This window comes from Pontibacter coccineus, from assembly GCF_030546575.1.
Classification (GTDB): Bacteria; Bacteroidota; Bacteroidia; order Cytophagales; family Hymenobacteraceae; genus Pontibacter; species Pontibacter coccineus.
Window position 1 is genome coordinate 366,391 of the sequence record NZ_JAUOTN010000004.1, and the last position, 13,599, is coordinate 379,989.

Sequence of the window (13,599 nt, forward strand, 5' to 3'; positions counted from 1 at the left end):
TTTAACTCCGGCAAAACTACGAAAATATTCTTTTACGGCCGCTTTACAGGTATAATCAAGGTATAGCCTATACCTGCATCTTTATCGGATAACGCGCTTGCCCGAGTGGTCGGACAAAAGGGCTATCAAATCTAACGGCACAGGCTTCAGGTAAGAGGTGTTCAGAACTGTCTGGTCTTCGAACGTGATAAGGTACTCCCCCTCCGCGCCCATGTAGTGGATGCTCTTAATGGCGCTGTGCGGGTAAGTGCGCTCCTGGTTGAGCATGTTGGTCACCTGCACCTGGTTTTCGTCCACGTTCACATGCCAGCGCATGGCAAACCAAAGCACCACCACCGAGATAACCAGCATGAAGGCAAACAGGATGCGGTAGATACGGGTAGAGCGAACCCCCTCCTGCTGGATCAGGTACTGCTTGTAGATATCCATGTCCTGGCTAAGGATCGTACTTTGTGAGAGCCGCAGCGGCAGCAGCGCCGTGGTAAGGCCCAGCAGCAGGCCCGGCGCAAAGAAGGCATGGAAGTTAGGTGTCAGCACAAACATGTGCTCCGAAGATAGGTGCAGTATGCTTGCCAGCATGGCCAGCGCCCCTGCAAAGAATACGGACAGCACCGAGGCGAAAACAAAATAGGCAATTGTCAGTTGCCACTCTTTCTTTTGCATGTAGCGGGCCTCGTCAGCGCTTATGGAAGCCCGCTGCCCTGCTGGTGATAGCCGACGCAGCGCATAACGGAGCACAGGCAACAGGATAGCCACAGCGATGAAACTCAACAGCAGGCTTTTCAGGATATCTATCATGGTAAATAGGGGTTTGACGTAAAATTAGCATGCAAAGCCCAATTTCCGGTATATAATTCCGCATTATCCGTTTAATTATAGGCTAATCAGGTATAATCAAGTGCTTGGCCCGCACAGTCGCCGGCTCTGGATTTTAAGCCTCTTAAATGTTGCAGCTGTTACAATAAATTCGTTATTTTTGATGACCTAACCATTGAACTAAGTGCTACTGCCGGCCGTTATTTTCCGCAAGGCCTGTGTTTTTTGAATAGCCTGTTCATTTCATTTATGAAACTTTCCAAACTGGTAGCGTTTGTCCGGGAGTATCTGATCGCGATCTCGTCTTTTCTGCTTATTTTCCTATTAACGCTTTTTATTTATTCAGAGACGAAGAAGAAGGCGCTGGAGCGGAACGAGAAACTCTTTGAACTGAAGGCAGTGCAGGCATCGCAGGCACTGGAGTTGCGCATGCGCGACTATACCCAGATTCTGGTAGGGGCTAAGGGCCTTTTCGTGGCTTCTGACACAATTACCCGCGAAGACTGGGCGCAATACTACAGGACACTGAAGCTCGAGGAAAACTATCCCGGCATACAGGGGGTGGGCTATACCCAGTTTGTGAAACCCAAAGAACTGCCTGCCCACATCAGCCGCTTTCGCAAGGAAGGTTTCAAGGATTATGCTATCCGTCCGGACAACCCGCGTTCCACCTATACCTCCATCATCTACCTGGAGCCGCTCGATGAGCGCAACCGGCGGGCCATCGGCTACGACATGTTCAGCGACTCGACCAGGCGCTCGGCCATGCAAATGGCCCGCGACACCCGCAAGCCGGCTCTGTCTGGCAAGGTAAGGCTGGTGCAGGAAACAGGAGTGGACGAGCAGGCCGGCTTCCTGATCTATCTGCCCATTTATAAGGACAATGCCGAGCCTGAGTCCATCAAGGAGCGCCAGCGGCTGATCAAGGGGTACGTTTACAGCCCTTTCCGGGCCAAAGACCTGATGTTGGCTGTATGGGGGAGTAATTATAGCGACCTGGACATAGAAGTGTATGACGGCACTGGCCTGGGACAAGAAGACTTGCTTTTCAACACAGACAAGGTGTTGCATTATCATGCCGCTAAAAGACCGGAGCTCGACATGCTGAGTACTCTGAGCATCGGCAATCAGACCTGGCGCGTGTACTTTTCTGCCAAGCCTTCGTTTGTGCGCTCCGCCGATACCGAGCTGCCTTACTTTATTTTGTTGGGCGGTACGATCATCAGTCTGCTGATGTTCTTCATCATCTGGTCACTCATCAATACGCGCCGTTCCAACAGCCTGAAACAGACCATTACCGACAACGCCACGGCTGCCCTGTTCATCATCGACGCGAATGGCATTTGCAGCTTTATGAACCCGGCGGCAGAAGAGATGACCGGCTTTGACTTCTCGGAGATGCAGAACAAGTCCCTGCACAAGATGGTGCACCATAGCAGGCCGGATGGCACGCCATACCCGGCATCAGAGTGCCCGCTGCGCAATGCGCTGCATAGCGGGATACAGACAAAAGAGGTATACGAGGAAGTGTTCGTGCGCAAAGACGGCAGCTTTTTCGATGTATCCTGTGCTGTTCACCTCGTCAAAGACGGCAGCCGCGAGGCCTATGCTATCATTGAAGTGCGGGATATCACAGAAGAGAAGCGAGCCCAGCAGGCCATTATTGAGAGTGAGGCCCGCTTCCGTACCATGGCCGACAACGCCCCCGTGATCATCACCATCCTCGACATCTGGAAGCAGAGCGTGTATGTGAACAGGCAGTGGCTTGACTTTAGCGGGCAGAGCTTCGAAGACAGCGTTAATTTCGGTTGGCAGCAAATCATCCATCCGCAGGACATGCCTGGCTTTGAGGAGCAGTACAACAGTGCCCTTGCTTCGGAAAGCGATTTCAGTGTAGAGGTGCGCATGCGCCGGCACGATGGGAAATACCGCTGGATGGTAGTGACCTGCACGCCGCGTGTTGGCGCCGAAGGGGACTTCCTGGGGCATATCAGTTCAGCCATCGATATAACGGATATCAAAGAGGCCGACCGCAAGGTGAAGCAGAACGCCGAGCTGTTGCAGAAGCTATTCCTCGAGGTGCCGGCTCTGGTAGGGCTGGTGCGCGCCTCGGACCAGCAGTACCTGTTGGCCAATCCGCTTTATCGCAAGCTGTTCGGTAACCGCCTGCTGGTAGGTAAAACCCTGCGCGAGGCCCATACCGAACTGGAGTACCAGGGCGTATTCGAAGAGATAAGGAAGGTGTTTGAAACCGGCTCTCCATACGTGGGCAAGGAGGTGCCCCTCATGGTTGACAACCACAACAACGGCAACCTGACGCAGGGCTACTTCAACATCGTGATACAGCCGCTTATGGATGCGAAAGGCAAACCAGAGGCCGTGCTCATTTTCGCGGTGGAGGTAACAGAGCTGGTAAAGGCCCGCACCAAGCTCGTGTCGACCAACGAGGAACTCAGCCTGAAAAATATGGAGCTGCTGCGCACCAACAACGACCTGGACAACTTCGTCTACACCGCTTCGCACGACCTGAAGTCCCCGATTGCCAACATGGAGGGCCTGTCTAACCTGCTGCGCGACATACTGGAGGGCAAGCTGGAGGGCGAAGACAAGCAGCTGCTTGACATGCTGGCCGATGCGATCGATAAGCTGAAGCGGACCATTGCCGACTTGGCTGAGATCACCAAAGTGCAGAAGGGGCTGCACGCCAAAGTGGAGCCACTGGAGTTTGAGCACATCTTGCAGGATGTGATGCTGGACATTGACAGCCTTGCAAGGGAGTCGAATGCGAATGTGCAGGTAGATTTCCAGGTGAAAAACCTGCTGTATGCCCGCAAAAACCTGCGTAGCATCATCTACAACCTGGTATCGAATGCGCTTAAGTACCGCAAGCCGGATCTGACGCCGGAGGTGCACATCAGCACCTATATGGACGGGGACTATGTGGTGCTGCGCGTGCAGGACAACGGGCTCGGCATCAAAAAAGGACAGGAGCAAAAGCTCTTCAACATGTTTAAGCGCCTGCACAATCACGTAGAAGGCACAGGTATAGGCCTCTACATTGTGAAGCGGATTATTGAAAATAATGGCGGCCGCATAGAACTGGAAAGCGAGCTGGGGCAGGGTACCACTTTCAGGGTATACTTTAAGCAGACGCCGGTAGAGGAAGCCGTAAAATCGGAACAGGTATAGCTTTCCTTTTTTAATCAATTTTAAGAAAACGCCAGCCCTGATACGAAAGGGCTGCCTAGGTATAGAGCTGAATGGCTAAGATCAAAACTTCATACTTTTGCCAGAACTGCGGAGCGCAGTCGGCCAAGTGGATTGGCAAGTGCCCCGCCTGCGGCGAGTGGAACACGTATGTGGAGGAGGTGGTGCAGCGCGAAGAGCTCACCCCGACCAGCGTATGGAAAGTGGGCAATACCAGCAGTTCGGCACAGGTGGCCAACAAGCCCAAGCCTATTGCCGACATCAGCTACCAGGAGCAGCAGCGCATCCAGACGAAGGACCAGGAGCTGAACCGGGTCCTGGGCGGCGGCATTGTGCCGGGCTCTATGGTGCTTATTGGCGGGGAGCCAGGTATAGGCAAGTCCACCCTGATGCTGCAGATCGCCCTGAGCCTGACCAGCCTGCGGGTGCTTTATGTGAGCGGCGAGGAGAGCGAGCAGCAGATCAAGATGCGGGCCGAGCGCCTCAACGCCCAGACCTCCGACTGCTTCATCCTGACCGAGACCGGCACCCAGAACATCTTTAAGCAAATCGAACAGCTGCGCCCGCAGGTGCTCGTGATCGACTCTATCCAGACCTTACATTCTTCTTTTATTGAGGCAGGCGCAGGCAGTGTGAGCCAGGTACGCGAGTGCACGGCCGAGCTGCTCAAGTTTGCCAAAGAAAGCGGGACACCTGTTTTCCTGATCGGCCACATCACCAAAGAAGGTAACCTGGCAGGCCCCAAGATACTGGAGCACATGGTGGACACGGTGCTGACCTTCGAGGGCGACCGCCACATGACCTACCGCATTCTGCGCACCACCAAGAACCGCTTCGGCTCCACCTCGGAACTGGGTATTTACGAAATGCTGGGCACTGGCCTGCGGGAAGTGAGCAATCCGTCGGAGATCCTGATCTCGCAGCGGGAGGACGCCTTCAGTGGCATCGCCATTGGTGCGACGCTGGAGGGCAACCGTCCGCTGCTGATAGAGGTGCAGAGCCTGGTGACGCCCGCCACCTACGGTACGCCCCAGCGCACCAGCACCGGCTTCGACGGCAAGCGCCTCAACATGCTGCTGGCCGTGCTCGAGAAGCGCGGCGGGTATAGACTGGGCGCACAGGACGTGTTTTTGAACATAGCCGGTGGCCTGAAAGTGGAGGACCCGGCACTGGACCTGGCCGTGTGCGCCTCCATTCTCTCATCGTTTGAGGACATTGCCATACCTTCCACCTCATGCTTTGCGGCCGAGGTGGGCCTTGGCGGGGAGGTGCGGGCGGTGAACCGTGTCGAGAACCGCATTTCGGAGGCGGAGAAACTTGGCTTCCGGGACATCTACATCTCCAAGTACAACAAAAAGGGTGTGGATCTGAGCAAGTTCTCTATCAATGTGCACGCTTTTGGACGATTAGAAGAGGTGTTTGCCTCCCTGTTTGGCTAGAATTGTCCTTTAACCGGGAAGGACTTCTAACTTTCGTATAACTTCAGGAACAGCGTTGGGAATTGGAATTATAATCTATATAATTAATGTTGAGTGCGTTAGCTGAGGTCTCCACTGTCATGGACAGAAAGATCGGATTTACAGCTAACTAACCCAAAATCAGATTTTATAAGACACCACTACCCACTCGTACCTATGAAACGGATGCTTACCCTATTGCTGTCATGTATGCTGGCAACACATTCCCTGTTGGCTCAGGGTACCGTTACCATTACGGGCAAAGTCCAAAAAGGCGAGCAGGATGACATCCTGATCGCCTCCCTCCCCTCTTTATTGTTTCCCGAAGAACAGCGCACCTTTACCGAGGTGAAAAACGGGCATTTCAGGTTTGAGGTGCCCGTTAGCAAACCTGTGACAGTAGAGCTCGTGTACGGCGACGAATCAGTGCCGCTATACCTGGAGCCCGGCTTTGAGCTGCAGGTCACGTTTGCAGCCGGCAAAATGCTCAAAACGCTGAAATACAGCGGCCAGGGTGCCAACGAAAACAACTACCTGGCACTACATACCTATCGCTTCGACGACGAAGAAGACTACCAGACCCTGCCCGACAATGTAAGGCTATCTGAAAAGGCATTTCTGCAGTTTCTGGATTTCCGCAAGGAAGACCAGCTGGCCATCTTCGAGAAGAAGATAGAAACAAATCCGGTGAGCGAGTACTTCCGGCAAATGATTCTGTCCGAGATCGAATACAGCTACGCCAACGACCGCCTCACCTTTTTCGACATGCGCGAGCTGATGCGACTGCCGGTGCAGCTTCATCCCTCTGCCACATACTTTGACTTCCTGGACCACGTGGAAATGGAGCAGCCTGCCAGTCTCGGGGCCATCAGTTTTCCGGCCTTTCTGCGCAACTACATCCGTTTTATAGGGCAGCAGGCCAAACTGGAAACGAGGGACATACACTATTATAGAAAGGCATACGATGAGGTGAGCTATACCTTGCAGGGACAGGCGCGCGTGATGGCGCAGGCCTACCTTATACGCCTGTCGTTGCAGCAAGGCAACGTGCTGCACCTGCCTGACATGCTGCAGGACTTCGGTCAGAACAAAGGTATAGCCGAGGTGCATACCACGTTGCTGCGCCAGTACCAGAGCCACCCGGGCCTAGGTATAGGCAGTGCTGCCCCTGGCTTTAGCCTGAAGGACATAAACGGAGACTCTGTATCGCTCAGCGACTTTAAAGGCAAGATCGTTTACCTGAGTTTCTGGCGTACGGACTGTGGCCTGTGCATGGTAGAACAACCGCATGCGCAGGAACTGGCCCGGAAGCTACAGCCCCACGACGTGGTCCTTATCAATATAGGAGTAGACGAAAACGAACAGGCCTGGCGCAGTGTGGTGCAGTCGAGAGGGTTTGGCGGCGTGCAGCTATACCTCAAGGGGCAGGGCCACGAACTGGCCCGCAGGTATGGCCTCAAAGACGTGCCGGCCTATTTCCTGATAGACGAGGACGGCACCATCCTGAGCACAAAGCCCCGCCGCCCCATGGACCGGGAAGTTGAAAAGGAAATTCTGCAGCATGTGATGAGCAACCGCGCCTCCCGCAGGTAAGCCGCCTGTCACTTATACTTTATCAAGAGCCGCCTGTCATGTTAACGTGATGGGCGGTTTCGTTTTTGGAAGCCAGGCCATTCTTTCCGGAGACATAAATAACCGTGCATTTGTTTGGTGCGTAATTAAAGCCTAACCCCGCATAGCAAGGGTTATCAAAGGAATTGATTGTTTGAGATATCCTTATTCATTTAACCGCTAGAAAATATGGCATTAATCAACAAAAGTGACATTGAGAAACTGCTCAATGTGCAGAACAACACGAAAGACGCACTTTGCATCTCTATCTACATACCTACGCACCGTGCCGGCCACGAAACCTTGAACGGCCAGGACCAGACCCTCTTTAAAAACAAACTGAGAGAAGCACGCACCCTGCTGGCCAGACACGATGTGCCGGAGCAGGAAATTAACGCCTACCTGCAGCCTGCCGAAGAACTCCTCAACGACACCGGGTTCTGGCGCCACCAGGCCGAGGGACTGGCCGTGTTCTTGACCAAAGGCTTCTCGGCGCACTATACCCTGCCGACCACCATGCCAGATGTGGTGTACGTGCTCGACCAGTTCTACTTCACACCGATTCTGCCGATCCTGAGCCAGAACGGCCGCTTCTTTATCCTGTCGCTTTACCGCGAGCGCATCGGTTTCTACGAAGCCACTATTGAGCGCATCCGGCAGATCGACATCAGCGCTTTTGCGCCGGAGAGCATGAACGAGGCACTTAAGTTCACACTGAAGGGCAAAGACCAGGATTTCCATAACTCTACCACGACCGTAAACGGCTCCAACATTGTGCACGGAGCCGGAGCCAGCAAAGGCGACGAAGAGCATGACGAGATTATTGAGTTCATCCACGAGGTAGACAACAGCCTGCAAGAGATTCTGCACAACGCCACGGAGCCGCTTGTGCTGGCCGGCGTGGACCACTACTGCGCCCTGTACCGCAAGTTCAGCAAGTACAAGCACATCGTGCCGCAGCACATCAACTTAAACGAGAGCGCGGCAGGTATGAGTCCGCAGACGATACACGAGAAGGCGCTGGAGGTGGTGAAGCCGCTGATGCAGCAGAGTCACACCGACTCGCTGAGCCGCTACGAAAATGTGGCGGGCACCGGCGTTACGTCCGAAGACATTGCCATGGTGGCCGCCGAAGCAGTGCATGGCCGTGTTGACACGCTCTTTATTACGCCAAGCAGCCCGGTTTGGGGACGCTACGACGCCAAGAGTGCCGTAGCCGAAGTACACAAAGACTACCAGCGCGGCGACGACGACCTGATTAACCTGGCGGCTATCAAGACGCTGGCGCAGGGTGGTAAGGTGTTTGTGAGCAGCTACAACGGCCTGGCCGAGGTAAGCGAGGACGGAAGCAGCGTGAAAGCACTCTTCCGCTACTAAACGGCATACACTTTTGGCCGTTAGCGCCAGAACGTATAATTTAGAGGGCAGCCTTTGTGGGCTGCCCTTTCTTTTGCATACCTGTACATGAAGCTTCACCTTACCGATAAGCTCAATTTTCTGTCGAAACTCACGCCGCTGCGCATGCTCAATGCCCTGCAGGTGGCGGGCAGTTATTGGTATGCACGGGCTTCGCGGAAAGCGGTGCACTGGGGCGATCCGCTCAGCATTTCGTTTGAGCCGACCACCTCCTGCAACCTGCGCTGTCCCGAGTGCCCCAGCGGCCTCCGCTCCTTCACTAGGCCCACCGGCATGCTGCAGGACACTTTGTTCAAGCAGACCATCGACCAGCTGCACAAGCGCCTGCTATACCTGATCTTTTACTTCCAGGGCGAGCCCTACCTGCACAAGCAGTTCCTGGAGCTGGTGAAGTACGCCTCGGACCGCGGCATCTACACGGCCACCTCCACCAACGCCCACTTCCTCGACAGCGACACCGCCCGCAAAACCGTGGAGTCCGGTCTGGACCGCCTGATCGTGTCGATTGACGGCACCACGCAGGAGACTTATGCGGCCTACCGGGTGGGCGGCAAGCTCGACAAGGTGCTGGAAGGAACGCGGCAGGTCGTGAAATGGAAAAAAGAACTGAAGTCGCGCACGCCGCACATTATGTTCCAGTTCCTGGTGGTGCGCCCCAACGAGCACCAGATTTCGGAGGTACAGGCGCTGGCTGATGAACTGGGTGTAGACGAAGTAGTGTTCAAAACCGCCCAGATTTATGATTACCAGCAGGGTTCGCCGCTCATACCGACCATCGACTACTACTCCAGGTATAATAACAACGGCAACGGCAGCTTTTCCATCAAGAACAAGCTCCTGAACCAGTGCTGGAAGATGTGGCACTCCTGCGTGATCACCTGGGACGGCCTGGTGGTGCCCTGCTGTTTCGACAAGGACGCCGAGTACCGGATGGGCGATGTGAAAGAGCAGAGCTTCCGGCAGGTATGGCGCAGCCCGGGGTATAACCAATTCCGCAAATCGCTGTTACAATCACGGGAAGAGATAGAAATGTGCCGCAACTGCACAGAAGGCACGCGGGTATGGGCCTAGGTTATACCTGAAGATCATGAGTAACAACCGGATACTATATGAACGACATTAACAAGGCGCTTGAACTTTTGCTGGGCAAGCTGGAGAGCTGGGGGGAGCACTTGATCTTGATGCTGCCAAATATTGTAGTGGCGATCATCCTCATGATCATCACATTTGTGGTTGCCCGATTTATCCGCAACGGACTGGACAAGGTGATCGGACGCATATCGCACAGTGCAGCGCTCAACAACCTGATTTCCACTATTCTTTACATTGCCCTGCTGGCTGTCGGTTTCTTCTTTGTGCTCAGCGTGCTGCAACTCGATAAGGTGGTGATCTCCTTGCTGGCTGGTGTCGGCATTATCGGTCTGGCATTGGGTTTCGCGTTTCAGGACATTGCCGCCAACTTCATTTCAGGGATCATCATTGCCGTGCAGAAGCCTTTTGGCGTGGGCGACATGATAGAAACCAACGACTATTTTGGAGTTATCGAACGGGTGTCGCTACGCACCTTAGATATTCGGCAGCCCTCCGGTGAGTTAGTAAAACTGCCCAACAAGATGGTATTTGAGAACCCGGTGACCAACTATTCGAACGGCGGCACACGGCGCATCGATTTGGATGTAGGCGTATCGTATGGCGAGGACCTGGAACGTGTGCAGCAGATTGTGATAGAGGCCCTGCAGGATGTGAAGAACCGTGTAAAGACACGTGATATTGATGTGATGTTCGATGCCTTTAACGAAAGCTCTATCGACTTCAAGGCCCGCTTCTGGGTTAGCTACTCGCAACAGATCGATTTTGTATCGGCCAAGAGCGATGCTATTATCAAGATCAAAAAGGCGTTTGACGCCAACAACATCATGATTCCGTTCCCGATTCGAACACTGGACTTTGGCATAAAAGGTGGCGAGAAGCTAAGCGAGCACCTGGAACAACTGCAAAGCCAGAGGATGGATGGTCGCAGGATATCAGACAATCAGGTATAGCCGATGCAGGTATAAAACAGAAAGGGCCGTTTATTCGGCCCTTTCTGTTTTATTTGTCTTTTTTGTCAAGGTTTTTGCCGAGGTCTTCTACCTGTTTCAGGAAGTCGTCCACTCTTGCGTCGGCGTAAGGTCCGTACGAGTTGGAAATCGTACCGTGCAGGCCGTTGCTGGTTTCCACAGCGTAAAGTATCGACATATCATCCGGGTTACTTTCGCCTTCGAAGCGATAGAAGTCCACGATGCGCACCTCGTTCGGCCCGAAGGTCTGCTTGTCCTCCATCGTGCACAGTTTGCCCTCTCCAGACACTTTAAAGTCGTAGGTATAGCCGTCCTTGCGAAGGCGATTGAGTACGTTAATGAGGCTTCTTTCTTCTACTTTATCTTGCATAGCGTATAGTTTTAAGGGATATTCAGGTTAGGTATAAACCTATACGCAAAATCAGGCAATGGATACGTAAAAGGGGCTGGAATTATTAATAGCCTCAGGTATGGGTCGGAGGAATAAGGATACGCCAGAACAAACTACCAGGTATGGTGACTCGGAACTCAAGGTTTATTCCGAAGGCGTTAAGGATTTCTGCCAAGGTATAGATGAAGTCGCCCAGAGGTAGTGCTGGCATTGCGATCGGGGTGAGAACAGGTATAGACGCTACACCTGTTTCGCTTTTGGGAAAAGAGTAGTCAGGCAGACCTTAGTCAGGAATTCTTTCGGCAAGCTTGTTTCAAGGGATAATTATACTGCCTTCTTCTCGAGATCCTTCTGGATTTTACTGAAGTCGATGGCCGAACAGCTGCCGCAGCCCTTAGCGCATCCGGCGTTTTTGTTAGGCATGAAGCTGCGGTAAATCACCTGGCCCATGTAGGCCACTGCCACCGCGAATATCAGGAAGATGATGATGTTCTGTACCATATGCTCTTATCAACTTCACAAAGTTACAAAAAGTTTACGGGAGTTGCTCTTTCCAGTGCTCGGCAATCGTATCGAGCATCTCCTGGTGGATGTGGCTGTTGCTGGCCACAATCTCGCGCCCGAAAACATAGTCGCCGCCTGCCGTGAACTTCGAGACATGACCGCCGGCCTCCTGCACGATAATGGCGCCGCCCGCCACATCCCAGGCGTTCAGGTTAAACTCAAAGAAGCCCTCAAAACGCCCCACTGCCACGTAAGCCAGGTCCAGGGCCGCCGAGCCAAGGCGCCGCACGCCATGCGATTTGCCCATGAAAGCGCCCAGCACCTGCAGGTACTGCTGCGTAAGCCCAAACTCATAATAAGGAAAGCCTGTGGCAATGAGCGAATCCTTCAACTTTTCTGCAGGGGATACCTTGATGGGGTTGTCATTTAAGAACGCACCGTTGCCCTTGGTGGCATAGAAGCACTCGTCTTTGTTGATCTCGTACACAATGCCCAGTACCACTTCGTCGCCATCAAGCAGCGCCACGCTCACTGAGTATAGCGGCAGGCCATGGGTGAAGTTGGTGGTGCCATCCAGCGGGTCAATGACCCAGTTGAAGCGCTCGCCACGGGTGTTATCGGTTTCCTCTTCCGTAATGAAGCCCGCCTCGGGGAAGAGATTGCGCAGGGCTTCGACCAATTGCTTTTCGGCCTCTTTGTCTACGTAAGACACCAGGTCGTTAAATCCCTTCAGTTCTACCTTGCTCCTATCAAAATCAGCGGCTTCGTGCTTGATAAAAGCGCCTACTCCTTTCACAATGATATTGGCATTCTGGCAAAGTTGCTGCAAGTTCATATACGCTCCTTTATTTTAGTGTTCGTGTTACTGATAACAGTTGGCTGTCTGGCAGCCCACACCGTATACGCGGCTCTCACCAAGAGGGCTAACGCGATCGGGAAAACTGCGGTGTGCAGTTGCTGCGGCCATACCCACCAGAGCAGTAGCGTAATAAAAGCCAGCACAGCCGTCACCAGCATGTACTTCTGCAACCAGCCTGGCAGCACCGGGCGGGCCAGGAAAGCTGCGGCCACCACGTGGGTAGGCAATGCCCAAAGCAGATTAAAGTTATTGGCTGCCGCCTGGTGATCGGTGGCAAACCAGAGCAGGAACAGCAATACACCCAGCAGACCCGTGATCAGGAAAAAGAACACGTCAAAGGTACGGCTGCGCTTGCGGCGCTTGTAATCGAGCGCGGTAATAGCGGCGACCAGGCCGAAAAACAGCCACCACACCAGCGCCGGGTTAAACAGACCGCCAGCTGAGGCAGGCGATGGACTGTTCTGGAAGATCACCTTTGGCTTTCCTACCAGGGGCACCGCCTGTCCGTCTTGCTGAATGGTGGCGCTGGCGAAACCTTTTGAAAGGTAATCGGGCAGGAACATGTATTCGTAAGGCGTGGCTTTTTGGTCGATGGGTGCGCCCAGTGCCAGGTCTATCCCGAAATCAGACCAGGGCTGCGGCGGCAGGTATAGGTCGATCAGGTTGCGGAAGCTCATGTCCTGGTCCAGGTGCGCAATGTTGAAATTCACCTGGTCGGGGAACGTGGCCTCTACCCCGTCGCGTATGCGGGTGGCGCAGTTGTCGAAAAAGAAGTCGTAGAGGTAGAAGCGGTTTTCGGGCTCATAGTTCGTCATCAGAAACTGCCAGTACTGCTGCTTCTGCGCCTCCGTGAAATTCATCTCCTGCTCGTAAATGGAGCGGTTGTCCAGGGTATAGCTGTAGGCGAAATCCTGGAAGTAGGCGATGGAGAGCTTGTAGTTGAGCTTGCCCCGGATGAACTTGATGTAGAAGCCCGGCTCGTTGAAGTCGAAGGTGCCGTAGTTGAACACGATGTCCATACCCGCGGCGGGGTCGTTGACGCGCACGGCACTGTGCCCGAAGATGGCGTACAGCTCATCGCCCGGCGAGCAGGTGATCAGGCTGATCTTAGCCTCCGGCGACAGGCGGGTGCCCTCAAACTGCGCCTGTGCCTGCAGTACGACAAGCAGCAGCGTGCATAGCAGCGAAAGCTTTTTAAGGTATAGCTTCATGTTTTTCTCGTATCACGACATACGTATCATGTAGCACGATTTTCGTATGTAGATTTTTTAAATATAA

The 13,599-nt window shown here is 53.7% G+C and carries 11 protein-coding genes; 6 read left to right on the forward strand and 5 right to left on the reverse strand.

From position 1 onward, the window contains the following. Window positions 1–81 precede the first annotated feature (81 nt). Window positions 82–798 carry a hypothetical protein gene (locus tag Q4E40_RS11595; protein ID WP_303412316.1) on the reverse strand — a complete coding sequence of 239 codons (717 nt, stop codon included), beginning with the start codon at window positions 796–798 and terminating at the stop codon, window positions 82–84. A gap of 267 nt (window positions 799–1,065) precedes the next feature. Between Q4E40_RS11595 and Q4E40_RS11600 the strand changes: the two genes are divergently transcribed. From Q4E40_RS11600 to Q4E40_RS11625, 6 genes are all read left to right on the forward strand, one after another. After that, window positions 1,066–4,005, forward strand: a complete 2,940-nt coding sequence (locus tag Q4E40_RS11600; RefSeq protein ID WP_303412318.1) for a CHASE domain-containing protein — start codon at window positions 1,066–1,068, stop codon at window positions 4,003–4,005. A gap of 71 nt (window positions 4,006–4,076) precedes the next feature. Beyond that, window positions 4,077–5,462 carry a DNA repair protein RadA gene (gene radA, locus Q4E40_RS11605; RefSeq protein WP_303412320.1) on the forward strand — a complete coding sequence of 462 codons (1,386 nt, stop codon included), beginning with the start codon at window positions 4,077–4,079 and terminating at the stop codon, window positions 5,460–5,462. A 195-nt stretch (window positions 5,463–5,657) separates the two neighbouring features. Next, window positions 5,658–7,073 (forward strand): TlpA disulfide reductase family protein, encoded by a 1,416-nt coding sequence (locus Q4E40_RS11610; RefSeq protein ID WP_303412322.1) that lies wholly within the window; start codon window positions 5,658–5,660, stop codon window positions 7,071–7,073. Between the two features lie 207 nt (window positions 7,074–7,280). Continuing rightward, window positions 7,281–8,468, forward strand: a complete 1,188-nt coding sequence (locus Q4E40_RS11615) for a baeRF7 domain-containing protein (protein WP_303412324.1) — start codon at window positions 7,281–7,283, stop codon at window positions 8,466–8,468. 87 nt (window positions 8,469–8,555) lie between these two features. Further along, window positions 8,556–9,578: a radical SAM/SPASM domain-containing protein gene (locus Q4E40_RS11620; protein ID WP_303412325.1), complete on the forward strand. Its 1,023-nt coding sequence runs from the start codon at window positions 8,556–8,558 to the stop codon at window positions 9,576–9,578. A 38-nt stretch (window positions 9,579–9,616) separates the two neighbouring features. Beyond that, entirely contained in the window at window positions 9,617–10,549 is a 933-nt protein-coding gene (locus Q4E40_RS11625) for a mechanosensitive ion channel family protein (RefSeq protein ID WP_303412326.1), read from the forward strand. A gap of 49 nt (window positions 10,550–10,598) precedes the next feature. Here the strand turns inward: Q4E40_RS11625 and Q4E40_RS11630 are convergent, their stop codons facing one another. The 4 genes from Q4E40_RS11630 to Q4E40_RS11645 all read right to left on the reverse strand — a co-directional run bounded on the left by Q4E40_RS11630 (window position 10,599) and on the right by Q4E40_RS11645 (window position 13,532). Then, window positions 10,599–10,937, reverse strand: coding sequence for a hypothetical protein (locus Q4E40_RS11630; RefSeq protein ID WP_303412328.1), 339 nt, complete (start codon window positions 10,935–10,937; stop codon window positions 10,599–10,601). 345 nt (window positions 10,938–11,282) lie between these two features. After that, entirely contained in the window at window positions 11,283–11,459 is a 177-nt protein-coding gene (locus Q4E40_RS11635) for a FeoB-associated Cys-rich membrane protein (RefSeq protein ID WP_303412330.1), read from the reverse strand. A gap of 34 nt (window positions 11,460–11,493) precedes the next feature. After that, window positions 11,494–12,297, reverse strand: coding sequence for an inositol monophosphatase family protein (locus tag Q4E40_RS11640; RefSeq protein ID WP_303412332.1), 804 nt, complete (start codon window positions 12,295–12,297; stop codon window positions 11,494–11,496). Next, entirely contained in the window at window positions 12,294–13,532 is a 1,239-nt protein-coding gene (locus Q4E40_RS11645; RefSeq protein WP_303412334.1) for an Lnb N-terminal periplasmic domain-containing protein, read from the reverse strand. Before Q4E40_RS11645 ends, Q4E40_RS11640 begins: the two co-directional genes overlap by 4 nt. Between the last annotated feature and the right edge of the window lie 67 nt (window positions 13,533–13,599).